Annotated in this window: 34 protein-coding genes; 4 read left to right on the top strand and 30 right to left on the bottom strand. The window is 43.4% G+C overall.

Annotated elements, in window-relative coordinates; genetic code table 11:
* Positions 1-2 precede the first annotated feature (2 nt).
* Positions 3-233, bottom strand: a complete 231-nt coding sequence (locus ACTTJ8_RS01075) for a hypothetical protein (protein ID WP_442715223.1) — start codon at positions 231-233, stop codon at positions 3-5.
* 166 nt (positions 234-399) lie between these two features.
* On the opposite strand from ACTTJ8_RS01075, the gene ACTTJ8_RS01080 reads away from it, so the two are divergent.
* From ACTTJ8_RS01080 to ACTTJ8_RS01095, 4 genes are all read left to right on the top strand, one after another.
* Positions 400-588 (top strand): hypothetical protein, encoded by a 189-nt coding sequence (locus ACTTJ8_RS01080; protein ID WP_442715224.1) that lies wholly within the window; start codon positions 400-402, stop codon positions 586-588.
* 118 nt (positions 589-706) lie between these two features.
* On the top strand, positions 707-901 hold the full coding sequence (locus tag ACTTJ8_RS01085) for a hypothetical protein (RefSeq protein WP_442715225.1): 195 nt from the start codon (positions 707-709) through the stop codon (positions 899-901).
* A gap of 2 nt (positions 902-903) precedes the next feature.
* Entirely contained in the window at positions 904-1,728 is an 825-nt protein-coding gene (locus ACTTJ8_RS01090; RefSeq protein WP_442715226.1) for a hypothetical protein, read from the top strand.
* A 56-nt stretch (positions 1,729-1,784) separates the two neighbouring features.
* A complete protein-coding gene (locus tag ACTTJ8_RS01095; RefSeq protein ID WP_442720085.1) occupies positions 1,785-2,279 on the top strand; it encodes a hypothetical protein in 495 nt (164 codons plus the stop codon).
* A gap of 164 nt (positions 2,280-2,443) precedes the next feature.
* On the opposite strand, the gene ACTTJ8_RS01100 is transcribed toward ACTTJ8_RS01095, so the two are convergent.
* The 29 genes from ACTTJ8_RS01100 to ACTTJ8_RS01240 all read right to left on the bottom strand — a co-directional run bounded on the left by ACTTJ8_RS01100 (position 2,444) and on the right by ACTTJ8_RS01240 (position 23,898).
* Positions 2,444-6,277 (bottom strand): phage tail protein, encoded by a 3,834-nt coding sequence (locus ACTTJ8_RS01100; protein WP_442720086.1) that lies wholly within the window; start codon positions 6,275-6,277, stop codon positions 2,444-2,446.
* On the bottom strand, positions 6,255-6,629 hold the full coding sequence (locus tag ACTTJ8_RS01105; RefSeq protein ID WP_442715229.1) for an NlpC/P60 family protein: 375 nt from the start codon (positions 6,627-6,629) through the stop codon (positions 6,255-6,257). The genes ACTTJ8_RS01100 and ACTTJ8_RS01105 overlap by 23 nt, the downstream gene beginning before the upstream one ends.
* Before the next feature lie 17 nt (positions 6,630-6,646).
* Complete coding sequence (locus ACTTJ8_RS01110) at positions 6,647-7,108, bottom strand: hypothetical protein (protein ID WP_442720087.1); 462 nt, start codon at positions 7,106-7,108, stop codon at positions 6,647-6,649.
* A complete protein-coding gene (locus ACTTJ8_RS01115; RefSeq protein ID WP_442720088.1) occupies positions 7,105-7,440 on the bottom strand; it encodes a hypothetical protein in 336 nt (111 codons plus the stop codon). The genes ACTTJ8_RS01110 and ACTTJ8_RS01115 overlap by 4 nt, the downstream gene beginning before the upstream one ends.
* Positions 7,437-9,971, bottom strand: coding sequence for a hypothetical protein (locus ACTTJ8_RS01120; RefSeq protein ID WP_442720089.1), 2,535 nt, complete (start codon positions 9,969-9,971; stop codon positions 7,437-7,439). Before ACTTJ8_RS01120 ends, ACTTJ8_RS01115 begins: the two co-directional genes overlap by 4 nt.
* Before the next feature lie 3 nt (positions 9,972-9,974).
* On the bottom strand, positions 9,975-10,547 hold the full coding sequence (locus ACTTJ8_RS01125; protein ID WP_442720090.1) for a Gp15 family bacteriophage protein: 573 nt from the start codon (positions 10,545-10,547) through the stop codon (positions 9,975-9,977).
* A gap of 8 nt (positions 10,548-10,555) precedes the next feature.
* Positions 10,556-11,074 (bottom strand): hypothetical protein, encoded by a 519-nt coding sequence (locus tag ACTTJ8_RS01130; protein WP_442715234.1) that lies wholly within the window; start codon positions 11,072-11,074, stop codon positions 10,556-10,558.
* A gap of 35 nt (positions 11,075-11,109) precedes the next feature.
* Positions 11,110-11,499 (bottom strand): phage tail terminator protein, encoded by a 390-nt coding sequence (locus ACTTJ8_RS01135; protein WP_442715235.1) that lies wholly within the window; start codon positions 11,497-11,499, stop codon positions 11,110-11,112.
* Complete coding sequence (locus ACTTJ8_RS01140) at positions 11,468-11,836, bottom strand: minor capsid protein (RefSeq protein WP_442720091.1); 369 nt, start codon at positions 11,834-11,836, stop codon at positions 11,468-11,470. The genes ACTTJ8_RS01135 and ACTTJ8_RS01140 overlap by 32 nt, the downstream gene beginning before the upstream one ends.
* Positions 11,833-12,165: a putative minor capsid protein gene (locus tag ACTTJ8_RS01145; RefSeq protein WP_442715237.1), complete on the bottom strand. Its 333-nt coding sequence runs from the start codon at positions 12,163-12,165 to the stop codon at positions 11,833-11,835. The genes ACTTJ8_RS01140 and ACTTJ8_RS01145 overlap by 4 nt, the downstream gene beginning before the upstream one ends.
* 9 nt (positions 12,166-12,174) lie before the next feature.
* Positions 12,175-12,513 (bottom strand): hypothetical protein, encoded by a 339-nt coding sequence (locus ACTTJ8_RS01150; protein ID WP_442715238.1) that lies wholly within the window; start codon positions 12,511-12,513, stop codon positions 12,175-12,177.
* A 7-nt stretch (positions 12,514-12,520) separates the two neighbouring features.
* On the bottom strand, positions 12,521-12,706 hold the full coding sequence (locus ACTTJ8_RS01155) for a hypothetical protein (protein ID WP_442720092.1): 186 nt from the start codon (positions 12,704-12,706) through the stop codon (positions 12,521-12,523).
* Between the two features lie 49 nt (positions 12,707-12,755).
* Positions 12,756-13,625 carry a hypothetical protein gene (locus tag ACTTJ8_RS01160; RefSeq protein ID WP_442715240.1) on the bottom strand — a complete coding sequence of 290 codons (870 nt, stop codon included), beginning with the start codon at positions 13,623-13,625 and terminating at the stop codon, positions 12,756-12,758.
* 18 nt (positions 13,626-13,643) lie between these two features.
* Positions 13,644-14,198, bottom strand: coding sequence for a phage scaffolding protein (locus ACTTJ8_RS01165; protein ID WP_442720093.1), 555 nt, complete (start codon positions 14,196-14,198; stop codon positions 13,644-13,646).
* Positions 14,199-14,332: 134 nt separating this feature from the next.
* The gene (locus ACTTJ8_RS01170) at positions 14,333-14,821 is read right to left on the bottom strand and encodes a hypothetical protein (RefSeq protein WP_442720094.1); all 489 of its coding nucleotides are present in this window, start codon (positions 14,819-14,821) and stop codon (positions 14,333-14,335) included.
* Between the two features lie 6 nt (positions 14,822-14,827).
* Positions 14,828-15,085: a hypothetical protein gene (locus ACTTJ8_RS01175; protein ID WP_442718971.1), complete on the bottom strand. Its 258-nt coding sequence runs from the start codon at positions 15,083-15,085 to the stop codon at positions 14,828-14,830.
* An 18-nt stretch (positions 15,086-15,103) separates the two neighbouring features.
* Positions 15,104-15,514 (bottom strand): CHAP domain-containing protein, encoded by a 411-nt coding sequence (locus ACTTJ8_RS01180; protein ID WP_442720095.1) that lies wholly within the window; start codon positions 15,512-15,514, stop codon positions 15,104-15,106.
* Between the two features lie 16 nt (positions 15,515-15,530).
* Entirely contained in the window at positions 15,531-16,364 is an 834-nt protein-coding gene (locus ACTTJ8_RS01185) for a hypothetical protein (RefSeq protein WP_442720096.1), read from the bottom strand.
* The gene (locus ACTTJ8_RS01190; RefSeq protein WP_442720097.1) at positions 16,313-16,849 is read right to left on the bottom strand and encodes a hypothetical protein; all 537 of its coding nucleotides are present in this window, start codon (positions 16,847-16,849) and stop codon (positions 16,313-16,315) included. Before ACTTJ8_RS01190 ends, ACTTJ8_RS01185 begins: the two co-directional genes overlap by 52 nt.
* 16 nt (positions 16,850-16,865) lie before the next feature.
* Positions 16,866-17,567 carry a hypothetical protein gene (locus tag ACTTJ8_RS01195; protein ID WP_442720098.1) on the bottom strand — a complete coding sequence of 234 codons (702 nt, stop codon included), beginning with the start codon at positions 17,565-17,567 and terminating at the stop codon, positions 16,866-16,868.
* Between the two features lie 12 nt (positions 17,568-17,579).
* Positions 17,580-17,885, bottom strand: coding sequence for a hypothetical protein (locus ACTTJ8_RS01200; protein ID WP_442720099.1), 306 nt, complete (start codon positions 17,883-17,885; stop codon positions 17,580-17,582).
* Positions 17,886-17,889: 4 nt separating this feature from the next.
* On the bottom strand, positions 17,890-18,240 hold the full coding sequence (locus ACTTJ8_RS01205; RefSeq protein WP_442720100.1) for a hypothetical protein: 351 nt from the start codon (positions 18,238-18,240) through the stop codon (positions 17,890-17,892).
* Entirely contained in the window at positions 18,237-18,401 is a 165-nt protein-coding gene (locus ACTTJ8_RS01210; RefSeq protein WP_442720101.1) for a hypothetical protein, read from the bottom strand. Before ACTTJ8_RS01210 ends, ACTTJ8_RS01205 begins: the two co-directional genes overlap by 4 nt.
* Positions 18,402-18,465: 64 nt before the next feature.
* Positions 18,466-19,614 (bottom strand): phage minor capsid protein, encoded by a 1,149-nt coding sequence (locus ACTTJ8_RS01215; RefSeq protein WP_442720102.1) that lies wholly within the window; start codon positions 19,612-19,614, stop codon positions 18,466-18,468.
* A gap of 12 nt (positions 19,615-19,626) precedes the next feature.
* Positions 19,627-20,151 (bottom strand): hypothetical protein, encoded by a 525-nt coding sequence (locus ACTTJ8_RS01220; protein ID WP_442720103.1) that lies wholly within the window; start codon positions 20,149-20,151, stop codon positions 19,627-19,629.
* Positions 20,152-20,167: 16 nt separating this feature from the next.
* The gene (locus ACTTJ8_RS01225) at positions 20,168-21,526 is read right to left on the bottom strand and encodes a phage portal protein (RefSeq protein WP_442720104.1); all 1,359 of its coding nucleotides are present in this window, start codon (positions 21,524-21,526) and stop codon (positions 20,168-20,170) included.
* A gap of 54 nt (positions 21,527-21,580) precedes the next feature.
* On the bottom strand, positions 21,581-22,885 hold the full coding sequence (locus ACTTJ8_RS01230) for a PBSX family phage terminase large subunit (protein WP_442720105.1): 1,305 nt from the start codon (positions 22,883-22,885) through the stop codon (positions 21,581-21,583).
* On the bottom strand, positions 22,869-23,222 hold the full coding sequence (locus ACTTJ8_RS01235; RefSeq protein WP_442720106.1) for a hypothetical protein: 354 nt from the start codon (positions 23,220-23,222) through the stop codon (positions 22,869-22,871). The genes ACTTJ8_RS01230 and ACTTJ8_RS01235 overlap by 17 nt, the downstream gene beginning before the upstream one ends.
* Positions 23,223-23,232: 10 nt before the next feature.
* Entirely contained in the window at positions 23,233-23,898 is a 666-nt protein-coding gene (locus tag ACTTJ8_RS01240) for a hypothetical protein (protein WP_442720107.1), read from the bottom strand.
* Positions 23,899-24,092: the final 194 nt, after the last annotated feature.

Genomic DNA, 24,092 nt, shown 5'->3' on the forward strand with positions numbered 1-24,092 from the left:
TATTATTGGCAATACGCCGGTTGTACTGGTTCAGCATTATCGCCAATTACATGTATCGTTCTTTGCGGTTCCGAAACGGAAAGCGGAAGGGGATCCGGTACGCATTGGGTTTGTGTAGGGGCAAAAATAGACCGCTGCATCAATGTAAGTTCTTCGTTCATACCCCTATAGTCAGGCTGGAGGGCTTGAAAAAGGCGGTTAAAAAAAACACTTGCGGTTTTTTCTTTTTTCATATATGATAATTATCAATCTTAATGATTAACATTTTTACGATCTGTAACAATGAGTAAGTATATTGTTTTTATGATACAGAAGGTTTATTAAAGCAGTAATACCCTCTAGCCGATACTTGACGGTAGGACAAGCATGGCTAACTTTATAGAGAAAGGAGGTGTACTTATGGATAAAACCAATGTAGAAAAGCTGCAAAAGGAAATGGATAGCCTCGGCATTCTTAATATTGAGGCATCCGGCGAGTTTACTCCATCCTGTATTCAAGACGCTGTCGACGTGGTAAAATCAATCAATCTTGATTTTCATCAATTAGCAGAACAAGCAAAAGAAAAACGATGTAACCCGCTAAAATAATGAGTAGTTGTTAAAGCATTTATGTTTTACGTTTTTAGAAATGACGATATAGGGGTAATAAACATATACAGAATGTAGAAGTCTGTATAAACTTATTACATGAGAGGAGTGATGGCTGATGGACAAAAAGAAAACCTATGAATTAGAGCAAAATATTCACAAGTTAGGAATATTTGATATCCAAGCCTATGATGGTGAATTGTCATTAGATATTATACAAAATGCAATCTGTTCTACGCAAAGAGTGCTTGATTCTCTTGATTTTGATGCTATCTCTGCTGAGATTGCTAAGGAAGAGGAGAAGTGTAACTAATAATGACACCATATCCCGGTAAAAGCATTCACGATGTTGAATGGGCTATTGAAATTTTTCGTCCTCTATTAAAAGAACTGCATATTCAATATGTCGATGCAAAAGCAAAACCTTGTTGCATACAAGCAGCCCGTTATCGTACACTTGTCATAAATGGTATGGCGCGATGTCTTGTCGCTATTCAAGCACAAAGTATACCGAATGGCAAAAAAGGATACACTACTTCGATTTACAACAAAAAAAGAGATTTATTTATATTTTCGATAGTATTAAATGAAGATTTATACCAATCCGACGATGTTGAACTGCGGATGCAAAGAAAAGCATTAGCAATACATGAGTTTGTTCATTGTGTAGCAGCAATGTTGTCGGTTTCAGTACTCGGCAAAGGTCCAAGCATTTTAATTAATCAATTGAAAGAGCGATTAAAGGAAAAGTTAGTTGTTACCGCATCTGATGACTTTGAACGGCTTATTGCTGCGCTTGGCATTGTTAAAAAAGATGAACAAAACAAGGATATTCCTTTGCCTTTATTTAATGACAAACATTTCAGAATAGGATTTGAGGATTTTCAAGATGATTATGCAGATTTATATTTAAATTTTCTTTTTTCATATCGTCTCTTGTTAGATATGCTCCCAAAAGATTGGATTGCTCAATTGAAAAATTTAATCAAAACAAATTCGATTAAAGATTTAGCTGAATTTTTTAATATATTAATACAAAGATTGAGGGAAGAAAAAGCTATTGGTGAAAAATTCGCTATACAAAGAATGCGTTCATTTATTCCTCGCTTAATTAAAGAATTTCTTTTAACAGCAAAATGATAATCTTGAATAAATAATAGACACACATCGTATTTACTTTGATTAAGGAGTTTACCATGAAAAAGATTGCGGTTTTATTGCTGCTGGTGTTAGCACTGGCAGGGTGTCAAATGTATAAGACAAAAGATACTATTATTGAAAATAAGTCTGATTATGTTGCGACAGTCGATGCAAAAAATTTTAAAGAGAATGACAAGCAGATTTTATCTTATAAATTTACAGTAAGCGCGGGCAAATCGCTTTTACTACCCATGTATACTAATGGTGATGTTTCGATTGTAAGTATTGGGCGTAATTATTTGAAGAAAGTTACTGATACACACTATGAAATTTTAAATGCTCAACCTGTTAGTTTTATTGTTTATAATACAATCAATAAGAAGGTGAGATTATCAGATATGCATAATTTATTTGACACTCAAACTATTAATGAAGAACAAACAATTCATATGCAAATATTTAATCCAGAGAAAATACAACCGATTGCCGTTTCTGGTGGTGTCGTTTTAAAAGCCGATGTTCAGAATCAGAAAATTATTATTAAGTATTAATTCAATACATAAAAACATTTCTAAAGTTTAAGACATCAGGAAGGATTAAACCATGAAAAAAATTTTATTCGTGTTGATGTTACTGTCTTTTACATTGCCTATTATGAGTTGTTCTCAAATGAATAACCCACCCATTTTTGCAACTATCGAAAAAGAGCAAAAACCTAACTAACACAAAGATATCTTTTACCATTTTCCTCTGAAATATAGACGATGTCGTTTACTGTGGGCTTTCCTCTTGATAGCTTTTTAAAACGAACAACTTTATCAGCTATGTCGGGTTCATAGGCTTTAATAGGAAAAGGGATTGTATCATCCCAATGTTCGTAAGTTGTTTCATATTTGTCGTTGTACCATCTTCCTTTGAAACCATAAGAAAAATTTTTATTAGAGCCATCCATAAAAGTAAGTATTACCATGTGTTTCTCTGTATAATAATAATACATTCCTATAGGGGCATAATCTTGACCCGTTTGTATTTTTTCATATTTAATTTCTATAGCTTTGATTTTTTTATTATCTACTACACCCTCCACTAATTGTGTCCCGTTTTTGTTTTCTTTATATACCTTAGAAGCTTTAGTGTTGACATCGTAATTAAATAACAATCCGATATTTTCATTTCTTTTTATAACATCAAAAACAGAGGTCGTGATTATCCCTGAAAAATGCCCGTCATCTAACGTCGCATTCTTCGCAAAAACATTCCCCGCGGCATCAACCTTGAATATCTCCTTTCCCTTGTTATTTATCTTCAACCCGTTCGTTTTATCAAACCATGCTTCAAAATCCTGATGGGTGGTATTGTCGCTATCAATCCGCAGCTTTTGTACAATAAGATTTTCTACAAACGTCTTTTTTGCGGCTAACTCAAGGACGTTGATATAGTCTGCCTTGAGCTTGCCATTTACAAAAACATTATCGGACTTGAACTGTATCTGATCTGCTTCAAGGCTTATTTGACTGGCAAGCAAGGCGGCGCGGCGGGCATCTTCCCAGAGCGGTTTTATAACAGCACTTCCGGCATTGCCTTTAATACCGTAATAGTCAGTATCTTTTACCTTGGCGTATACGGCGTTGACTTTCTCTAAAGTGCTTGCTTTTATGAGCTTTTCACGGGTTTTTGCGTTAATGATCACAGGGAGGTTAAGACTTAAAGACATCTGCCCCGTTGCCCCTCCGCCTTTCACGAGGGCATGAATTGCCCCTGCCTGTATGTTTAAAAGTGCGGTAAGCTCGCGGCGCATATCGTCTGCTTTTGCAAGGATTTCTTTCTTGGTAATGCCGATATACGTTTGTAAGCCCTCTTCCGTGTCCGATACCTTCAAAAGTATTTCGTCTTTGGTAATAGATAACCCGTCTTTTGCATTGCGGGCATCTTCGTCCATCTTGTCAATCAAATCTTCAAGAGATGTCCCGCCCCCGTGGAGATTGAATACATCGGAAAAATGATTACCGCGGGTTATGACATCGATCGCCTCTTGCGCGGCTTTTGCAGCAGCTTCAAGGGCTGCTTGTTTTACGGCTTGCTCATTTACCTTTTTTAATTCATCCCGTGTTACATAACCATTATCAGCCGTGTGCGGTTTGGGGTTGCCATCTGGTATATAGGTGATATTACTTTTATACTCCGGCATATCCCCGTATTGATATAATGCGTGATTGTAGTCTTTTAAGGTAAGCGTATAGCCATAGTCAGCCGGTTCGATGCCGACTATTTTCATCGTGCGGGTAACAGCAGAAAAGCCGCCATCAACATCCAGCATTCCAAAACTTAAAACGTCTCCGGTATGCGGTATGCTGTCTGCTGATTTACGCACAACAGAGACTACTTTTAAGGTGTCGGTTCTTCCCGTTCCTGCAACTTCAACGGCGCAAATACCATGTCCTGTATCATCGATACAATGAATAATAACGCCGCATTTTTTTCCTTGCGGAAAATCGACATACCCATCAATGGTGATTGTTTTTAATAAGCCGCCCCACCATGTTACCTCTTTTACCACCGCATGAGAAAGACCGACGGGCAAGGCTTTATGCTGCACTTCAACGCGGCTAAAAAGCGGATAGTATGCGCCTTCTGCACCGACTTTGACAATGACCGTACGCGGCTGTGCGAACTCTTCAGCCATCTGCCGCCAGACATATTTATATGCCATCTTGTAATCGGTGATATATTTTAAAGCGGTTGTGCTGATTGTATCGGTTTCTGGGTTATACTCTTTTCCAGAGCGCATAAAAACGACACTATCAGCATCATAACCTGCATCACGGTTTATATAGGTAACTTTTTTCCCGTCGGTTTTTCGCTTGAAGGTTTTAGACGTTTGTATACTGATAATATTTTCACTGTTGAGCAATGCGACTGAATAAGCGCGTCCGTTATCAATAGCAACTTCGATTTTTCCGGTAAATTCGCTGTAGAGTAGTGCTGCATTACCATTTTGACAGAGTGTGTCGATCGTGTTTTTCTTTTTCTCCCCCTTGGTAATAACCCCATCAGCAAAAAAGCCCATATCATCGCAGTACTCATACCATGCGCCGAAAGAAGCTAAATCAAGTTCATCGTCTTTGTACCGGCTTGGTTTATGATGGGCACCGGTGAGTATTTCAAGTACCCATGCAGCGAGGTTCCGTGTCGGCACTTTTGAGGTACTCCAGCTCTTTGCGGTTTTATTCCAGACGCGGGCTACACCCGATTGAATAACCGAAAAGCTGTCGAGCATATCGGCGGTATTTTCGTTTGCTGCAACACGGATGCCTAGACGAGTGCATTTATCGCGCTTATCCGCTTCTAACGGTACTGCTGCGATAAGCTGTTCAGATGATGATTTTTTTGCATCGTAGCAAGTAGTCTGTACGGCTAACAGGATCACATTTTCTTGACTATTGCTCTTTGCTTTTGGGGTTGTGCGCTTGAGCCGTATACTGATTTTCTTCCCAAAACTTTGAGAGGCTGTAAAGGTTTGCCTTGCACAAAAGCGCATCTGTTTACGAGTCTTATAGGTAAAGCTGAAAGAATGTGTACCGTTCTGGATAAAGCCTGTATCAAAGCTATGCCATGTAGGACTTGCTGCGTCCGGATCATTTGTCCACTCTGCCTGTAAGGTTACGCTTTGCGCTTTCCACGCATCATCTTCAAACTTGCGTAAACCGTCAAAAAGGACAATAACTTCTACTGCCATCGGATGAGAGGCAAGTTCTTGTATAACGCCTGCCTGCCATTCCTTTTCTATGCGGGCATTTTCCTCTGCATCATCCCCTGCGTGATCATGAGGAATTTGTTTATTTACCGTGACACTGATAATCTTTTTATTAAAGACATCGGTGGTAAAGTCTCCTGTCTGTCTTATTTCGATGAGATTGCGACTATCGTAGTAAGTTCCTGTATCAAAAGCATATACCCCGTTTTGCGGGGCGGTATCATTCCATGTTTTAATGACGGTGTTTTTCATGTGCAGCTTTTTGATCAGAATGTCATTAAAGCCGCATTCAAGAACGATGTTTAGGTACTGATCCTCCCCGCGGGTCCCGGCAATAGTGTAATATGGCGGGCATAGTAGATAGGGAGTGAATAACGATTCACCGATAGTATAGGGAAAATACTGCCCGGTTGCTGCTCTATTTTGAGCGCCTTTGATAAATGGGAGTTTTTCTATACTGTGTTTTGCCTTTGCATTTTTCTGTGCATTTTGCATTTCTTCAAGCTGTCTTCGCTGATTATACAGTTCGGCACCGACTATCATTCCGCCAACGAGAGCGCCGGCAAGAAGGAATGTCGTCGTGATAATCATCGCTGAAACAGGGTCTTTCGGCAAGATACGGATAAAGATAATATCATCATCTTGCAGGATATAATCCGAGTCAATGGCTTTCCCTGCTTTCAAAATAAGCGCGTGTTCCCAGTCGATAACGGGCAATACATCTTTTAAAACCCCGCATGCTTTATATGTTGTTACGTCTTGCCCAATGCTATTATAAACATGTATCGATGCCATAAATACCCCTTATCTTAAAAGTGCCGATGCGGTTTACCCTACATCCTAGCCGTGTCATGTGGATAAAGTCTTTTTCGTTTAAGCATACGCCGATATGTAATTCTTTCCCGCGTTCCGTATGTATTTCCATTTCCAATAGTGCACCCTCTTTCGGCTCTGCTATCGTATGGACATTGAGTGTCGGTGCATACAAACTGCTTAAAGCCACGGCATGATCTTCATAGTATACATCGTTGAGGCGGTACCCGGCGCGGGCGGCAACTTCGATACAAAGCCCGTAACAGTCATAGCCGGTTTTATCTCGTCCCCGATCTTTATACGGTATGCCCAATAAATCCGTAATCTCTATCATATCTCTATAGTCATCCCTTACGCATTACCGCGGTTATTATCTGCATCAAATATGTACGGCGGAAAGTTCATATCAAGCCTATCATCATTGGAAAAGGAAATAACAATCTTCAAGCCGTTATCAGTTGAAACGGAGCCGTATTGATGATGAAAGTGCTTGAGCGGGCTTATGTCCCCAGCTGCATCAAGAACCCCGATAACGTCAACCGTAAAAAGCTCATCGCTTGCCTCTACTATGTCGAGGGCGCATGTTCTAATACCGGTAATCTCAAGCGTTCCGTTTTGCAGTACGCCGCCGACTGTTTTAGGACGGGTGTACTTAAACGCGGATGCTTCATACGTTACTCCGTGATACGTTACATCTTCATTATTATTGATATAGTGTGCCGTGCCGACGTTCGGATGATGGATGGTAATAAGATACGGCAAGGTATATGCGCCGCCTAATGAGAGTGCCTTAAAGGTTTCGGTTTTTGTCATGATTCGATCCATTCCATTGTAATTTCTTTATACGCTTGCCCTTCAAAAGTCGGCGGCGTGTCCATCCGATACGTAGCAGTACCGGCGATACCGTCGAGGCGAGGAGCGCTAAAGGGTTGCCCGTTACCGCCCAGTGTTTTGGTGTACCATTCGTCAAAAATAGCTGCTTGCGCTTTTGTTATAAAGCACGATACGGCATATTTACGCTTGACGGTGCTATTTTTCTTCCAGGTAACGACACGCCCGGAATCATACTCATGCCGTAGTGCGTTATCGACATAGCCGGTCTGTACGCCGTATAGTTTTGTAACAGGAAAAGGAAAGGCTGTCATTCGATGCTTACCCCTGCGTGCCGCCCTTGCATACCGGCAAAACCTTGATCATACGTGCCGTCTGCAAAGCCTTTATTGATATGCTTATCAATAATCTCAATAAAGACCGCTCCATTGTGCTCTTTTGCATACGCGCTTACGCGATTGGACTGCGTATTGTTGACGGTGATAGGGAAAGAGGGTTTATACTGCCTCTCTCCGTTCAACATTGCCCATAATCGTTTCTGCTGTGGAAAGTTGGTAATCATTTCCCCGGAATTGACTTGAGCGCTTACTGTATCCCCGTAATAGCTTGCCCCTCCTACAATGCCGCCTTTTGCAAATTTCGGCGGCACGGGCTTACTTGCGACGATCGAGGCAACCTGTACCGCGCCTGCTGCCGCAACAATCGGCGCCATCGCTAAACCGACTGGGAAGCCGAGGGTAAGCGTTTTACTGACCCCCTCTGCGATATTGACTGCCGCTGAGAGCATAGAAGCTGTCCACTGAAACATTTTTACCTTGTACTCTTCTTGCGCCGCCTTCTTTTTAATCTCTTTCATTTTCTGGCTATATTCGGTCTCTGAGACTTCCCCCTTTTCGTATCTTTCTTCAAGCGCGGCAAGCTCGAGTTTTTGTTCATTTTGAATTGACTCTAGCATCAGCTTTGCGGCATCTTGCGCAACCTGTACCATCTGTTGTGTATAGCTTTTGATTTCTTCCATAACCGTATGCGCCCGTGCAATTTTCGCCTGTGAGTATTGTTTGTCTATTTCATCTTTTGCTTTTGCTTTTTCCTCTTCACTTAAAACTTCACTTGCATCAATCGCTTCTTTTAATGCAAGCCGCCTTTCCTGGAGTTCTTTATATTCTTCTGCCTCACTCTTTCTAATCCCTGTAAGCTCCCGTATCTTTTCTTTTTCAAGCGCAATTTCTTTTTCTTTCAGTTTTTCCAATAGCTGATCTTTTGTGTATTTTGTTTCGTTTCCTTCTTGCGCTTTTTCGATTGCCACAGTATCTAAAGCCTTTATCTTATCCTGCAACGTTTTATATTGCGCAAGCTGCTGATCAAAATCTTGCAGCGGGCTTAGTGTTATTTTCATATCTTTGATGGTATCTATTACTGCATTTGTTGCTTTAATTGCCTCTTGCAGTTTTTTTTCTGCTTCCGTTTGTGCGTCAAGGGCTTTCTTTGCCGCTTCCATCTGCTCTAGCCGTTTTTGTGCAACCGGATACCCTTCTTTTATTGCCCCATTCGTGTTTGTTAGTAAGTCGATATAAGATTTCATATAGACATTGAAAAGGTCTTGCGCCTTGACATTCTCACCCTTTGCCTTTGCTTCAAGCTCAAGAGCTTTAATGTTATTCTCAAGCTGCTTATTGCTTGCCCTTGCGTAATCATCGGCGGTCTTTTGTGCTTTCGCTTTATCTTCTGCTGCTTTTGCCGCGGCGGCTTCTTGCGCTGCTTTCAATGTTTCATCATTGCGTCGCCTTTTAAGTGCCGCGGTTGCTTCGTTGTACAGGTTCTGCTCTTTTTCTGTGAGTTTATTTTTTTTCTCTAACAGAGATACAGCCCGCTCAAGCTCTGCTGTTGGAAAAGTCCAGATAACGCTTGTACCTGCTTCGTTTCGTTTGAGTGCTTTTGTCGCCATATCTCGTAAGAAATCAGCATTGCTAAAATTGATTACATCGAGTACATCTTTTATTTTACCAATAGTAGCTGTTCCTTTTTCATAAAAGCCCTTCCAGAAACGATCCCACAGATCAACGGCGGGGGCAATAAGAGCACCGACCATCTCCTTAAAATCGCCTTTTGCCCCTTCTGCCTGTGCTTTTACATTGGCAAGTTCACCGGCTAAACCGTCATAGTGTTTACTAATGAGCTTTACCGCTTCTCCGTTTTTTAATTCCTCCTCCGTTAAGTTTTTAATCCCTGCAATTTGTTTCCCCAGTGCGCCCGCCTGCCCGGAGAACGTAGCATTTAAGGTTTGTACCGCGCTTTGTATATCCGTTCCGGTTCCTGCGGCATAATCGGCGGCGGCTTTCATAATGTCTCTGATTTGGGTTTCAGTGCGTCCAGTAGCTGCAAGCTGTGCCATCAGGTTGATACTCACCTCGTCTCCGATTTCGCTAACCTGTTGCAATTCGCTTGCGTATGCTTTTAGGCTTGCTACCGCTTGCCCGTCTAAATATGGATTATTCCGTGCGGCAACCTCAAGGGCTTTTTCCGCCTTTTCCTGTACATGGTATGCGTCTGAGCATTCGCGCATTACTTCCCCGATTTTCTTTGTTGCTGCAATAGCCGCAACAGCGGCGGCAACGTAAATCCCACCAGAAGAGGCGGCATCTTTAATCTTATTTGCAAAACCGGAGGCGGTGCTTGACGCTTCATTCATAACGGTGTCAAGTTTCTTAAAATCAACGGCTGCCTTTTTTGTCGTTTTTTCTGCTTCTTTCTCAACACTTTTGATTTCTTTGTTGATCTTTTTGACACCTTTTTCAACCCCTTCAGTTCCCAGTTCAACGGCAATTTGTACGCTATCATCGGGCATATATTATTCCTTTCCTTTTGCGGCGCTCTGTAATTGTGCTTCAAACTCAGCAAGGGCGGCATCATCTTCCGCATCGATTACCTCAATCTCCCATGCGTCTTTCAGCCGCTGCATTGCGCGGGTGTACTCATCCCGTTTGCCGCTGGTATTTTCCCAGAGTCTAAAACCGATTACGTCGTTAAGCTTTGTATCTCGTAAGCCTGCCAATAATGCGCTAAACCGGTACCAATGAACCGGTTCACTACTCAAGTCAATATGATATTGCTGCATAAAGGCGGCATAGATTAAATCAGCGTCAAGGGTGTAATCGAGTGCCGGCGCGCCTGTATCCTCGCGCTTATTCTTGCGCGGTAATACGTGCGGCGGGTTCATAAATGCTAAAAGAGCTTTCATACCCGCTATTCGATCCGGGGGTATCTCTTGAATAAACATAAAATCGCAGTCATGCGGCTTTAGTTCTTGCTCTTTCAGTAGCTGCCCAAAACGGATAAAATAGCGGAAATCAGTATGAATGCGGTAAAAAGCCCCCTCAAGCTCAATCGCTTCGGGGAGCTTTGCCTTGGTTAAATCGATCATTGCGGTTTTTATGCTGGAGTAAAGGTGGTATCAGCCCAGGTGCCTTCAATAAATGCCGGTTTACCACTTGCAGTGGACATTGCGCCTTTCTCGATTTTGTTAAAAGCAAGATCAAAATTGATACTTTCGTCTACCGTATCGAGCTGGCTAACTTTGACTAGCGCATCAACCTTCCATGCCTTATACACATCGTCTCCACCGTTTTTTCCCTTTTCACGGTAAAAGACTATCATGACATCCCGGTGTGCATCCTCTCCCGTTTCTAGCTTGAAAAGCATATCAAAAAAGATTTGATAGTCATCGGATCCTTTCCACATCGTAAGACTTTGCGCAAGGCTCGGCTGATAGCCGGTGATCTCTTCTTCAGGCAATTCGCTTGAGATGTAATCATACGTTTTTACTTGCGGGTTTAATGCAAGCGTAAAGGTCTTTGATTTTTCAATGCGCCGCCAGTCAGGAGCGCTTTCTGAACCTACGTTGACAAACGGTACAACGTGGGTTTTCCTTACCAATTTCTTTTTACCCATCGGTGGTGTATCTCCTTTTTATAGCAGGGTTGCTGCTACTCTTCTAAATAGCTGCACGTAATGGCAGCACTGTAGGTAGTAAAATCTTTATCATCCTTGCCGATAAATTGCGGTAAGGTGAGCGCTTCTACCATAAGCTCTGCGTCATCCGTTTCTATTTCAATCCCGTCGAGATCGTCGGTAATGCGATAGGCATAATCCCGTGCTTTTCCTGCATCCTTACAGCGGATATAGTAGGTAAGGTTCCATTTTACAAACCGTGAACCGTCGATATACCGCTTCTCTGCTGCGGGGGCTGGATCATGCCTAAGAGCAGCGCCGTCTTTATCTGCGTAAGGAATGAGATCATTATAGACGGTAAAAGGAAACAGCCCTTTATCCTCAACCCATTCGTTAATGTGTTTCGCTATTTCTGAGCCGTGCATTTACAAACCTCACCCATTTTGCATACCATCTCACCTTTGCCGCTTCAAACCATCGCGCGCACGCGTTCGGATTGCGCTGCTTACTATGGTCGAGCTGCTCTCCGTAATACTGCGCCCGTGCATACGGGGTTTGCCAGATTAAAAGCCCGCTTCCCATCGTGGTGTTGATAATCGCTGACTTTTGCAGAACGCTTGTTTCTTTGGGGCAAAAATAATTACTGTCTCTGATGATCAGGTTATCAAGATAGCCTTGTACACTTTCAAGGCGCTGTACAACTTTCGCTTTTATGATCTTGCCATCTTGATCTAACCGCTTTACCGAAAATGTGATTGTCATACTAGTGATACCTCCCAATGGTGTACCGTACTGCCATTGCCGGTATAGCACGGCGTTACCGCGCGGACGGTGTATGCTTGACTGTTCCAAAAAATAACGCTGCCGATTTTTGGAACAAACCCGCGCGGAGTGCTGTGCATACCGTCGATAAAGAGTAAAAGCTTATCGTCTTGCTCTTCGCTGGTGTTTCCGCGCTTTACGCTGTATGCAGGCACAATCCGTATATGTTCAAGCGGTATGCTTTCTGCATACTCAGCGCCGCCGTCTCGGTTTTTCCCTAGTACGTCTTGTACGCTGCATGAATGGACTAATAGCCGCTTACTGATCATACACGCCTCCTAGCGCCGTCCGCTTATCACATGACAAAAAAGCTGTAAGCATTCGTATTTTTTTGCCTCAAGGCTTTTTTGGGTCCCGCTCCACGAATAACCGCCAATGCTTTCGCTGGTCACTACGGTATCATTACCGCCTGCTTGGTAGTCGATTTCGATCATCATACAAGCAGCCTTTATTATGCCGTCAGGTTCTCGCTCCACAATAAGCCCATCATCGTACAGCCCTTTGACAAAGAGAACGTTTTTAAGGCGGTATGTGTTAAACTCTGCTTCTGATGGGATACCAGCCCGCCCTAATGCGTCCGAATAAAAATCGTAGGTTACTTTGTCAAAGTCTGGCATTGATTGCTTATTCCTTTTTCTTGCCCTTTTTTCCGGGATCGTCTTTCGGCTCTTCAGGCGTTGCCGGTGTTTCACTGCCGGGTATTTGCGGCGTATCTTTTGTTTGTTCTTCAATACCCGTGCTTGCCGCTGTTACCGATTCTTCTTCCGGGATATATCCTACTGTACGCATCCACTCCGTCTCCTTTTTCATCTTTTAATAGTGTGAATAAGCAGGCTTTTTACCGCCTGCCTCTCTTCTCTTACGCTGCTGTGTGCAGGTAGATACCGTTTTTCTTGTTTTCGTAGACATCGGCAATACCGTATGAACGGTAATTAAAAGCCCAGCCATCCGCTAACTGGTTTTCTTCAGGGCGGAAAATACTGACAACGACGTGCTTTGAAAATTGAATCAGAGCGCTTTTATGAATAATCATAAAGTTGACATCCTTCGCGCTTGCGTTCTTTTTGTACCCGCCTTGCTCCTCGCCGCTGCCTTTGCCGTTCAGCTGGTCAATAGCAGAGTAAAACCGCGCTTGCGGAACTTTGATAATACGGCTTTCAAATGTCGCTAACAGCTCTCTTGACTTTGTGGTGTCAAGCGAATGAATAGCGTTGAAATGTGCGGGGGTAAGGAAAAGATAGCGCCCTTCTTCCGGCACTTCCGCATCATCGAGCGTACCGATTGCCTCTGTGATTGCTTGCAGAGCAGCCGTTCCATCGGCAATCGCGGCGGCTTTTTTGGTGCCTGCTTTTAGTGCATATTTCGCAAAGCGATACGCATCGAGTTCCGGGGTAACCTTGGTACGAAGAAACTCAGCTACCAGCTGCCCGAATGCGACACCCGCGGTCTCTTCATTATCCATTGCGTCAACGGTAAAACGCCGTCCGCGATCAAAGTCGCATTTAACTGTCTCGTTTTTAAGATCAACGCCGCCAGAAGTATACCCGTCCTTCCGTGAGTAATCCCCAAGACCGTCCATATCCAATTTAGGGATGATAAATTCCCCGGCGTTTGCCCCCTGTGTTACCAGCGCCGGGCTTGTCTCTAAAACAGCCGTTTTAGACGCATATTTGTATACAGCATCAATCTGATCAATGTACTTCTTAAAGGTTAAAATAGTATTAGCCATGTTCTTTTCTGCTCCTTATTAGTCTTTTTCAGGCGGTAAACCCATTACCGCCCGTGCTGTTGCCCGCTCATCGGCTGCGTGTGAAGTGCCCTTCATGCTCCCTTGTACCGGCGGGGCAGGTGCGGTATCATCGGCAAGGATATTTTTTTGATCCTTGGTAAGGGTGCTAAATAAATCGTCAAGTGATTTTCCTTTAGCCTCTTCACTGCCGAGCTGTTCGGTGAGCTTTGCCGCAAGCGCATCACGGGTAATGTCGTTTACAAACTTCTTGCCGCTTAAAAAGTCCTTTACCTGTGCAGAGCGTTCAAGGCTTGCGATCTTTGCCGCCGCTTCCTTTTTCGCGGTCTCTGTTTCGGCTTTGTACTTTTCAAGCGTCGCCTTTGTCTCCTCGTAGTCTTTAAAACCATCAAGCGTTTTGTTCGCTTTTTCAAGCTGCGCCGCCACATCCTTTGCCGCTTCTTGCGCGGTGAGCGTTTTTTGCTTTTCGCGCTCTATGTCCTTGCCGTTCTCTGCCATAATCTGGTCGATAACAGCGGTTTCAAGGTTAAGCCCTTCTAAAAATTCTCGCTTCATACATCTCCTCTTTTGTGTTCTTCACATTACGCATCGTTTTACGGCGTTGCCCGCCGATTGTGAGTGCTGATCTTTTTTATTACGCGCTTATCTGCTTGTGCGCTTTACTCTATAGTCATGCTGCCGGGCGCTTTTCATAAAAAAAGCGAAAAAATCTTTTTACCCTTTACAATGCCGATAACAACAACGGCAGCAAGAACGGTTAAAAGCATAATAATCACCATCATCCGCCGATACAGTTTGTCTTTTTGTTCGTCAATTAGGGCTTGCTTTTCCGCTATTGTTTCGGCAGCCTCTAGCTCGTATGCGTTGTAAGATTGCCGCAAGGCTTTCAATGTCTCCCGCTCCGTCTGTAATTGACTGTTCAAGGTGTTCGCTTTGCTCTCTGCTTCTAGTAAGCTCACCGCTAAGGTTTTCGCTTTTTTCTCTTGCCCCCTCAAGCGTTCCGTTAAGCTGCTCGCTTGCGATTGCAGATTCTGTTTGTCTTTCGCTAAGTTCTCCGATATGCCCTCTAACCTGATAAGCTCCGTCTCCGTTACCGTATACAGTCGCTCTTGTGCAGCAGCAGGAAAGAGTAAACAGCACAAAACAGATAAGGCAAACAATAGAAACATTCTTTTCATTCATTCTTACCTCGTTTTTTGTTGCTTGACAGCTCCCTTAAAAAATAACCATTGAGGAAAATGCAAGACGGCATCAGTATGGAACGAATACCTCTTGTGTGTCTGGTTATCTATCCAATAGAAGTGCGGACAAAATACTTTATAATTTTTATGGTTTTCAAAAGCCGATACACATTTAATTGTTACTTTTCGCCCGTATTTTATTTTTGCCTTTACTGCTTCTATAAAACAGTTTGAATAGTATGTTTTTTCTGTTTCATTCATTCACTACTCCCGTTTTATTTATTGTCTTTTCCTCAAAAAACCCAACACCCGCGCATAGTTCCATGAACCGACATGGGCGCCGGTTTGCTTAAACCCATCCTGTTCAAAGACGGCGATCTCTTCCGAACTTGCATCAAGGACGATTGCAACGTGTCCGTATTTATTGCTTTTCGTTGGAGCGAAGATAACGACATCTCCCGCTTCTGGCTTTCCGCCTGCATATACCAACTTGTCAAAATACTTTTGTTCAAGCGGCATCGCATCATACTTGGTAAAAAGCTCAGCCGCTCCAACTACTCCGCCGGTATGCGGGATTGCTAATACATCCTTGCAGTACTGCCGGAACACATCAACGCATTGCGCTCCGTAACGCCCGTCATAGTCAATCTTCTTGCCGTTGTATTTTTCTACAAACTGCTCCAGTGTCATGTATGCCTCCTTGTCTTTACAACTCTATGCCTAACGCTTTTAAGTATCCGATATTCTTTTTGATGGGATAATCAATACAGATTTCTTTGTACTCCGGTAAGAGGAATGCCGATTGTTCAGCCTTGTACATTGCAATTTTTTCTTTGATGCGCCGAGCGATGATTTTTACCATCTCATCAGCCCAGTCATTGACGATTGTTTCTATTTGCGGTGCGATTTCTTTCCAGCTAGGGTACTGTTCCTTGCCGCACGGTACGGCAGGGAGTTTATGTAAAAAGGTTTTATAGTCTTGTTCGATGAAATAGAGAATGTCAGAGATATAGCCTTTGCGTTCTGTTGCCGTCAGCCGCTCCCGCATACAGTTATAGTCTACGCGCTCCTGCAGCACGTCTTTTACCAACTCAACACAGGAGAGCATCGGCATTTCACATTTTACGAAGGGTAAAAAGACTTCTTTAATTGTGCCGTTAATGCAGCGAATCACCCGCCGCTCGTCTGCCTTTGTTTTTTCATCAATTTCTCCAGAGAGCCGAAACAATTTCTTGCGGTACTCTTCATCGTGCAGCCGGTCTTTTTCTTTTTTCTCTATATCCGTTTTGAATAGCTCCAATTTATCATCAATATTCTTTTCAATGTCTCCAACGATAAGTTTTTTATCCCCGGCTCCTAGCTGTATGCCTTTTTTAATTACCTTATGTAGTAAAATAAAAATAAGCACTGCAATAAATGCAATTACAATCCATCCCACTAGAGGAATATTCCCTAAATGTTCCATGCTATAATTATTCCTTTCCTCTTTTACTCTACCTTCGGATAGCGCTGCTTTATCTCCGCTATCTTTGCAAGCCATACATCTTTATCTATATCTCCACGCATTACCTGCATACCAAGCGGATCAGCCTCTTGCTGATATGCAGCTCCCCGCAGCCGGTCAATGTAAGCGTTATACTCTTCCTTGCTGATAAGCCCGGCATCGTACTGTTCTTTTTTTGTTTTTTTTACGATATGCTCACCTTCAATTTTTTCATCGGCTTTGAGCTGAATAAGACCCGCTGTAAGTTTTTCAGCCTCACTCATATCGACAAAATCCGTACCGGCTTCATTCAATTTTTTACCTTCCGGTACCGGTACAAGACCTTCTTCAACCAACTGCGTAAGCGGCTTTTTATTTCCTGCCTGTAAGTCCGTGTACATACGGATGTCATCGCCGATATTGGCTTGTATATTCTTTCCGTAAAAGTACGTAACCCCTTCTTTTTCCGTCTGAGGCTTTTTACCTATAACGTGGTTGGTAATAATATTTTCTTTAATTTCTAAACGCTCTACAAATTCCATATCTTATTTCCTTCTATTAGTCTTTCACCAATACCCAGATTGTAAAGGTTAGGTTTCGAGAGCGGTTTTCTTCGGCTGTCGGGACAACACGAGAAGCTCTAAATACAAGATCGCCATATGTAAGATATCCAGAGCTGCCTTTATAAGGCAAATTAAAAGCATAACTTCTAAAAAAAGCTCCCATCTCGTTCTGTCTTAGTTCACCTGTTGTGAAATTAATATCAGTCTTTGAATGCCCCCAAATTTCTCGTATCGCATCTCCCTGCTCATCATCTTGAAAGATATACGCCCCATTCTTGATTTGCTCTTTAGTCAATCTCTTAGAACTAAACGCCTTCGCATTCCGCCCCTTTGCTCTAAAAAAGTTGCCGTCATAATTGACCTCGTACCAGCTATAGCCTTCAAAATGAAGGCTCGTGTCTTCCAGTGGGCTTGGCATCCCCGGCCACTGGATATAGCCGTTTTTGTACTGTTCAATAAACTTCTTATCTATCTTTGTGAGCAACGATACTTCTTTTGCCGCTACCGCTTCTTTAACCTTGGTCTCTACTGCTTCTTTAACCTTGGCTGTAGTCATAACATCAGGGAGACCAAATACTAATTCTGCATTTGCTTTTGTCCCGTCGTTTCTTACCGTCGGCGTTGCCCCTTCCGGCAAGGTTTCAAATGTCACGCTTTGTATTAAAGCTGCCACTTGTCCTAAGTTTACTGTTCCCATTTTTAAACCCTCCTAGAATGTATAAATCAACTCTCCGTTTGCGTTCAATGTCAAATTCGGAGCTACATTTCCGCTATAAGAAAGCATTAAATCACCCGTATTTCCGTCAATGTAAAATCCGAATAGACCAGCAGCTTCAACGGTTGCTCCCGTTCCTGTTTTTCCATTTTTTACAACAAAGTGATGTTGTGTATGATTGGTAAGCGTTGCCGTAAAGACATTTTCTCCGCCAGATTCGTTGCTTGTTTTTGTCTGTTCGATACTCTGGATAAATACACCTGTCGGGTATATTGTTGGTATAATGTTTCCATATTGCATAGTCTTACCCCGCAAAACAAACATTGATTATCTTGTCAGCCTCTAGGCAGGTAACCCGCACCCCTGTTACTGTGTTGGCAATGGTAATGTTTGTATTCTTTGTATATTCGGCATGAGTTTCGTCCGGAGCATCCCAGTAGCCACCGGTTCCGTCTTGCCCAATTCTCCATTGGCTGCTATAAGTTGTTTCTATAGTAAAACGGGCATTCCCTTCGGGGATATGAACCGAAACAGTAACCATCGAAACTCTATCAGGAGGTGTTGAAAAAAGCCCTTGCCCTGCTGCAATATTTTCATCTACATTCCATTTACTCGCTCCAATATTGCCCCGCGGAATTCCTTTTGTATATTTCATTCTGCGCTCCCCTCATTGTCGCTTTCAAGCGTTTCACTAGACGGCGCGGTATCTTGTCCCATCTGTTCGCTCAACAGCAGCTGTTGAAAAAGCGAGACCTTTTCATCTTTTGCTAAATGCGCAATAAGCGCGGCATATAATTCATCTGTGATTATTCTCATACCCTTATAGTCAGGCTGAAATGAAAAAAAACGCCAAAAAATGCAGGTTTTGATAAGAAAAGTGTTATTTTTTTTGTAATGCTTTCAGCTGCTTTTCTCCGGTCGGCATACCGATATACTCTCTCGCACGGTCGCGCCTAATACCGGTTTGCTCGGTAAAGTCTCGCGCCTTTGCCTGCCATTCGCCGATTTTGCAGCGGGCGGCAGTGTTATCAATTCCCATTGCTTCCTTTACCGCGGCTTCTTTTTTGTAGTGCCGTATCGTCCGTTCAATATGCCTTAATTGCTGTTCCCCTTCATAGCGGCTATAGCTTTTACCGTTGTAGTCTACGGTCTCTTTACTCATTTCGTCTAAATCGTCTTGGCTGTAGTGCCGTTCCATTCCTTCAAAATATGGATAAAAAGAATGTCGGCAGTTGATACCGCAAATACCATCGGCTTCACCGTAACCGCATACACTAAACGGCGGGTATTTTTCGCTTTTGCCGCTTACACTGTATACCTTACCCTGCCATTCTTCATGCTCCGGTCTCGCTCCTATATGCGCGGTAACCTCTACTAAATCGCAGTCGAGCGCTTCGCAGTTATCAATAGTTTGCTGTGAAGCAGTTTGATTGACACCGGTTAAAATATTCATACGAACGGCGCTTTCAAGGCTGCGTCTAACAGGTCTTGCATCACGGTTGTAGGTTATCATCGTTGTAACGCCGTCCTTTGCTATCTCGTTTGCCGCCATTTTCATTGCCGTATCGTAGTCGAATGCGCCGCTTGTTACCTGCATATACGCATTGTTTGCCTGTTTGAGAAAGGTTGTATTTGTTACCTCGGCACTGGTAAGGGTAAGACGTGATAAATCTTCATGCGTTTTTTTGATTGTCGTAAGCATCATTTGTGCGTTATTATCGCTGATAATACGCCCTGTACCTTCGGCAAAAATGCGGTTATCGGCACGGGCGTTTTTTATGAGGGCATCGTTAAAGATTGCCTGTATCTCTTGAACAATGCGCTTATCGTATTTATGCAATATCCGCGCAATATCCTGTTTAAGCCCGCCTGCCTCAGCTAATACGTGCGCTTGCCATTCGGTTGCCTCGGTGATCTTACCTACCCGTGCAAGACGGCGCGCCATACCGCGGAGTATGTCGATTTCAAGTTGTGAATAAATTTCTACGAGGTCATCCGAAAGACCGGCAAGGTAACGGGGTGAGAGCATGGGTAAGAGGCTTTACCGGTGTTGAGTGTCGCGGCGGGATTCTTCGTCTGCACACTGCTTTTCATCGTCAACATACCGCACTGCACACTCTAATGAATCTTGCGCCATGTCTTTCACTTTATGAAAAACGTCCGGTTCATAAAAAATACTATCCCAATCCGGCTCTAATGAGACTAAAAACAAATCCAGTGCAAAATACAAACGCGCAATAAACCATAGCAGCTTCGGCGTGTTCCTTTTAATTCCTGTTCTTCCCGCTTGTTCATCGGCTTTAATACGCTTAAATTTCATTGCTTCTGCCAATACGTTTACGCATTCATTTAGCAATTTTTCAAGTACTTCCGCGTCGCCCCTTGCCTTAATGACTTTCTCTAACTTTTCTACGTGCTGTACACGTTTTTCAAGGTAGGCGGCAACATCGCGGCATATATCTTCCGTTACGACATTGCTGGTACAGACACATTCATTTTTGTGTTCGTCGGCGCATTTTCGTAACGCATAAATAGCCTCTTCTAAGTTTTTTTCTGTAATTTCCATTTTATACCTCCTTAATTTACGCTAAATCAAACGGACTGGATTGTATCGGCTCAATCGGTACATTCGCTTTAGCGGTCAATTCATCTTCTCCGAAAAAGTCCCGCCGGTACTCCCATTTATCTCGTATACCGGCGCTAATCTCTTGCATCTCTAACTGCTTTGCTTGTACCGCGTCTTTTCGTGTAGCATCATCGTTCCAGGTAACGGTAATATGGCTATCATTGCTGCCTAAGCCGTAAGCGGCTGCTATATACGCAAAGACATCGGCGCATTGCTGGTACTTTACCTCTATTTCGTCTTCTATGCGGTCAATGATTGCATAGAGTTCCTGCCTGCCGCCAGAATATTGCGTTGCTGTCTGCTGAACACTTTCCATATCGGAAATTGTTCCCTTGCCGATGTTGCAGGTAAGTTCAATGCGGCGCAATATCTGTTGAAACATTTCATTCTGTGAAGCAGTGCGGAGATCGGGGGCGTGTTCGGTAATCTTCTTGCCGTCAGGGCTTCCATCCCCGTCTATCATCGTAACAAGCCGATTGAGGCTGCCGGTTATTTTCACCCCAACCGTGCCGCCGTCCCGTATTACCCGCTTTTCAAACATATCGCGGTCGGCAAATACCCGCAGCTCTCCGCCTTCCTGCTCCCAGTTCATTCGCTCATACTGTTCGTCTGCATCTCGGATCAGATTTTCAGAACCGGCAATAATTGCAACCGGTACGTTTGAGCCGTCAATTTTATTGGTGCTGTGATTGCGAAACTCAATAATCATCGGCTGCTTCACGCGCTGCCATGTATAGGAAGGGGTTATGTCGGCGGTTTGCTGGCAATCGGTTAAATTGACCTTATGCATACTTCCAAGGTCGTTACGGTATAAGGTGCATTCAACCGAATGAGCGCCGTCTTTGTAGGTGTGCTGCTCTACCAGTAGATAGAGCTTTTTACCGTCTACAATCTGTTTGAATATCAGCGCGCCGGTAAGCGTGCCATCAAAATCATAGCTTGTCGGTAAGTAGTTTCCTAATGGCAGTGCTTCATATTGGAGTTTCCCCGCGCTGTAAATCGGGCGTATCAGAGCGCTGCCTAAAAGCGTCATATACTCAACGATTTTATCTATGTTTGCGTCTAAATGCGCTAACACCGGTTTGATAGCATCGCTTCGTACTTCTATGGCAATTTCACGTAATACCATCATGGCAAGCCGCCCGGCTATCTGGTCAAGCACACCGCACGGCGGGGCTTTCTCGTTCCATGGAGCCTGCCCCGCTGCCATATCAGCCCAGAGCCTGATACGCTCATACATAACGCTTGAAATATGCGTATCGATACCGGTTACTTCTTTGATGGTGTAACTTTTAAAGAGGTTCAGTATGTTCATAAAAAATCCTTTTATTGCTTCAAACATTGTGCGCCTACACTCCCTATAGTCATCTTACGCTCCCGCTCGCCGGTACACTTTTTCCATTGCATACCGCACCGCATCCATGCAGTGATCAGGCTGCCCGTCTGGATAGCCCGTCATTACGTCTCCGCTTCGCTTGTCTATTTCGTACTCATAGAGGGTAAACTCATCGGCGGCGTGTGGACATCGTACCGGATCGATAATGATAGCGTCTAAGCCTTGCAGCCACTTAAAACCGGCATCCCGGCTGCCTGCTCCTTTTAGAGCGCCTCGCATATTCGCTCCGAACGCCCGAAAGTCTGCGATACTTTTCGGCTCTGCACTATCGGCGGTAATGCGCTCTAGTGCTATTCTGTCTTGTTCACCTTTTTGCCGCGTATCGTACCGGTACCGGTCATACTGTGTATTCATGTGGTCTTTTAAGGCATCAAACGCTTCTATGTTTCCGTGCTTGTAAAGCCGCATTTCGTCAAAAACATAGAGCGTCGCTTTTTGGTATGCGACTACAACGTACTGGAACGGATCGGGGTAATAACCCCAGTCAACGCCGCGATAGATATAATCAAACGCCTTTATCTGATCATCCGTAATTGCCTGTAGTTTGATATTTTCAAAGACGTTTAAGCCGGTACCGGTTGCCTCTCCAAGGTAGATATTTCGGTATGCCCGCTCGTTTGTCTCTTTCGTATGCGCTATATCGTGCAATATTGCATCTCCCAGCCATGCCGCCGGTATGTCGAGATAGGTAGTGTGTATTACCATGCGATTGCTATCGGGTGTGCTCGCTTCGATATTACACCAATGCCGTGTAGCACTCGGCGGGTTATAGCTTTCAAAGATATAAAATGTATCCCCGCCGCGTAATGCTGATATACGGATATTCTGCAATTCGCTTTCTGAAAATTCCGTTTTTTCTTCTACCCACAAAATAGCAAAATACCCGGATGCGGTTTTAAGTGATTTGATTTTCTCCGGATCATCGCAGCCTGCAAATAATATCCGCTGCTGTATGCCGCCTCCGCGGTTGTAGATAATCGGCAAGGCAGCCGTTTGACTACGCGGTATCTGGAAGCGACGCTCAAGCCCTAAAAGCCTTATTGCCCAGACAATCTGTTCAAACACGGAACGGCGCAAGGTGTTGGCGGTCTTTCTGATAACAAGTGCGTTATACTCTGGAAACATGACAATCAATAGGACAATGCAAATCGAGATAAACGATGATTTACAGCTTGCCCGCCCGCCGGTAAATGTATACCGCTCTTTTTTATGCGCCATAATTGCCCTGAATGCGCTATTGTATGCTTTCGCAAAAAGGGTGCTACTCGGTAGTGTCATCTATTTCTATCCTCAACGTGTTATCTGGAGCAGTGCTTTCAGGCGGCAGAGTAATTCCTGCCTTATCACTAAACTCTTCCCTTACACGCCGCTCAAGCCACCATTTGGCAGTTTGAACATTCCCTTCTTGAATATCCTTTATAATAACCGAACGCGCTAAATCGTTGACAATACACCCCTCAGCGAGAAAGGCTGCCTGTGTCTCTTTCCATTTTTCTACATACTTACGGGCAGTCTCCCATGAAGCGCATCCAAGCCGTCTTTGAACAACTGCCATTACACCACCGCTTGTTTCAATCGCTTTCAAAACTTGAGCTTTTGTATATCCTTTACCCACTCTCATTTTCTCATTTTTGTTTTACGAAACTGTGTATGCCATCAAAATAGTCTTTGTAAAAATCAAAGATATGCCGCCCGATTGTTATACAACCGTTCTCGGTTCGTGGGTTTGTATTTATATTTGCACTTGTTTGTATGCCAAAATAAAACTTATTTCCATATCCTGCAAATATTTTAGAATGGTTCCGAAATACAGCTATTCTGCCTGCTCCTTTATGCTTGGTATACAACTCGTTCAACATTGCCCACTCTATTTTATAGCTGCCAGGAAATATCTCACCGACATACGCATCAAGCTTTTTGATTGTACCATCTGTTAGCCATTGATCAAATTTCAAAATATCCTCGGCTCCCATGCACCACGTTGAAAAAAGACAATAATCTAATTTTTGATAGCGTAAAACAAGTTGAAGATAACTCAACGCATCTACATCACCAGCGGTTATAAAATTATAACTTGTGTTCTCTTTTAGCGCTTTTACGCCGCCCATTGCATCCCAGAGCTTTTGTTCAGAGAACCCCCGACGCATTTCATAGTCAAGCGATAATTCAAGGCACTTTGTTGTTCTACGATGCGTTTTATTCTCGCCTTTTTCTTTTTGCTTTTGCTTCTCTTTTGAATTGACAGTAATATTGCTAAAATCAATCTTGAAGCCATCAGGTAATTTTTCCATTGCAGCCCACCTTGAAATATGCGTATCATACCCTTATAGTCATGCTCAAGGCGGGTTTTTAGGATGTTTTTAGATTTATTTGTTCATTTTACTCTCCCTTTTTGCTCTTTCGTATTCTCTGCCGGCAATAAAAGCTTGCTCTCTGATTTCATACTCAAATATGCTTGCTGCTTTACAAAGTCGTAAAATATCAG

The organism is Treponema sp. (genome assembly GCF_052169735.1).
GTDB lineage: Bacteria > Spirochaetota > Spirochaetia > Treponematales > Treponemataceae > Treponema.

Bases quoted from the DNA above. Each gene is read 5' to 3' on its own strand.
- ACTTJ8_RS01075 (WP_442715223.1), bottom strand. From the start codon at position 233: ATGAAAAAAGAAAAAACCGCAAGTGTTTTTTTTAACCGCCTTTTTCAA.
- ACTTJ8_RS01080 (WP_442715224.1), top strand. From the start codon at position 400: ATGGATAAAACCAATGTAGAAAAGCTGCAAAAGGAAATGGATAGCCTC.
- ACTTJ8_RS01085 (WP_442715225.1), top strand. From the start codon at position 707: ATGGACAAAAAGAAAACCTATGAATTAGAGCAAAATATTCACAAGTTA.
- ACTTJ8_RS01090 (WP_442715226.1), top strand. From the start codon at position 904: ATGACACCATATCCCGGTAAAAGCATTCACGATGTTGAATGGGCTATT.
- ACTTJ8_RS01095 (WP_442720085.1), top strand. From the start codon at position 1,785: ATGAAAAAGATTGCGGTTTTATTGCTGCTGGTGTTAGCACTGGCAGGG.
- ACTTJ8_RS01100 (WP_442720086.1), bottom strand. From the start codon at position 6,277: ATGGCATCGATACATGTTTATAATAGCATTGGGCAAGACGTAACAACA.
- ACTTJ8_RS01105 (WP_442715229.1), bottom strand. From the start codon at position 6,629: ATGATAGAGATTACGGATTTATTGGGCATACCGTATAAAGATCGGGGA.
- ACTTJ8_RS01110 (WP_442720087.1), bottom strand. From the start codon at position 7,108: ATGACAAAAACCGAAACCTTTAAGGCACTCTCATTAGGCGGCGCATAT.
- ACTTJ8_RS01115 (WP_442720088.1), bottom strand. From the start codon at position 7,440: ATGACAGCCTTTCCTTTTCCTGTTACAAAACTATACGGCGTACAGACC.
- ACTTJ8_RS01120 (WP_442720089.1), bottom strand. From the start codon at position 9,971: ATGCCCGATGATAGCGTACAAATTGCCGTTGAACTGGGAACTGAAGGG.
- ACTTJ8_RS01125 (WP_442720090.1), bottom strand. From the start codon at position 10,547: ATGATCGATTTAACCAAGGCAAAGCTCCCCGAAGCGATTGAGCTTGAG.
- ACTTJ8_RS01130 (WP_442715234.1), bottom strand. From the start codon at position 11,074: ATGGGTAAAAAGAAATTGGTAAGGAAAACCCACGTTGTACCGTTTGTC.
- ACTTJ8_RS01135 (WP_442715235.1), bottom strand. From the start codon at position 11,499: ATGCACGGCTCAGAAATAGCGAAACACATTAACGAATGGGTTGAGGAT.
- ACTTJ8_RS01140 (WP_442720091.1), bottom strand. From the start codon at position 11,836: ATGACAATCACATTTTCGGTAAAGCGGTTAGATCAAGATGGCAAGATC.
- ACTTJ8_RS01145 (WP_442715237.1), bottom strand. From the start codon at position 12,165: ATGATCAGTAAGCGGCTATTAGTCCATTCATGCAGCGTACAAGACGTA.
- ACTTJ8_RS01150 (WP_442715238.1), bottom strand. From the start codon at position 12,513: ATGCCAGACTTTGACAAAGTAACCTACGATTTTTATTCGGACGCATTA.
- ACTTJ8_RS01155 (WP_442720092.1), bottom strand. From the start codon at position 12,706: ATGAAAAAGGAGACGGAGTGGATGCGTACAGTAGGATATATCCCGGAA.
- ACTTJ8_RS01160 (WP_442715240.1), bottom strand. From the start codon at position 13,625: ATGGCTAATACTATTTTAACCTTTAAGAAGTACATTGATCAGATTGAT.
- ACTTJ8_RS01165 (WP_442720093.1), bottom strand. From the start codon at position 14,198: ATGAAGCGAGAATTTTTAGAAGGGCTTAACCTTGAAACCGCTGTTATC.
- ACTTJ8_RS01170 (WP_442720094.1), bottom strand. From the start codon at position 14,821: ATGAAAAGAATGTTTCTATTGTTTGCCTTATCTGTTTTGTGCTGTTTA.
- ACTTJ8_RS01175 (WP_442718971.1), bottom strand. From the start codon at position 15,085: ATGAATGAAACAGAAAAAACATACTATTCAAACTGTTTTATAGAAGCA.
- ACTTJ8_RS01180 (WP_442720095.1), bottom strand. From the start codon at position 15,514: ATGACACTGGAGCAGTTTGTAGAAAAATACAACGGCAAGAAGATTGAC.
- ACTTJ8_RS01185 (WP_442720096.1), bottom strand. From the start codon at position 16,364: ATGGCTTGCAAAGATAGCGGAGATAAAGCAGCGCTATCCGAAGGTAGA.
- ACTTJ8_RS01190 (WP_442720097.1), bottom strand. From the start codon at position 16,849: ATGGAATTTGTAGAGCGTTTAGAAATTAAAGAAAATATTATTACCAAC.
- ACTTJ8_RS01195 (WP_442720098.1), bottom strand. From the start codon at position 17,567: ATGGGAACAGTAAACTTAGGACAAGTGGCAGCTTTAATACAAAGCGTG.
- ACTTJ8_RS01200 (WP_442720099.1), bottom strand. From the start codon at position 17,885: ATGCAATATGGAAACATTATACCAACAATATACCCGACAGGTGTATTT.
- ACTTJ8_RS01205 (WP_442720100.1), bottom strand. From the start codon at position 18,240: ATGAAATATACAAAAGGAATTCCGCGGGGCAATATTGGAGCGAGTAAA.
- ACTTJ8_RS01210 (WP_442720101.1), bottom strand. From the start codon at position 18,401: ATGAGAATAATCACAGATGAATTATATGCCGCGCTTATTGCGCATTTA.
- ACTTJ8_RS01215 (WP_442720102.1), bottom strand. From the start codon at position 19,614: ATGCTCTCACCCCGTTACCTTGCCGGTCTTTCGGATGACCTCGTAGAA.
- ACTTJ8_RS01220 (WP_442720103.1), bottom strand. From the start codon at position 20,151: ATGGAAATTACAGAAAAAAACTTAGAAGAGGCTATTTATGCGTTACGA.
- ACTTJ8_RS01225 (WP_442720104.1), bottom strand. From the start codon at position 21,526: ATGAACATACTGAACCTCTTTAAAAGTTACACCATCAAAGAAGTAACC.
- ACTTJ8_RS01230 (WP_442720105.1), bottom strand. From the start codon at position 22,885: ATGACACTACCGAGTAGCACCCTTTTTGCGAAAGCATACAATAGCGCA.
- ACTTJ8_RS01240 (WP_442720107.1), bottom strand. From the start codon at position 23,898: ATGGAAAAATTACCTGATGGCTTCAAGATTGATTTTAGCAATATTACT.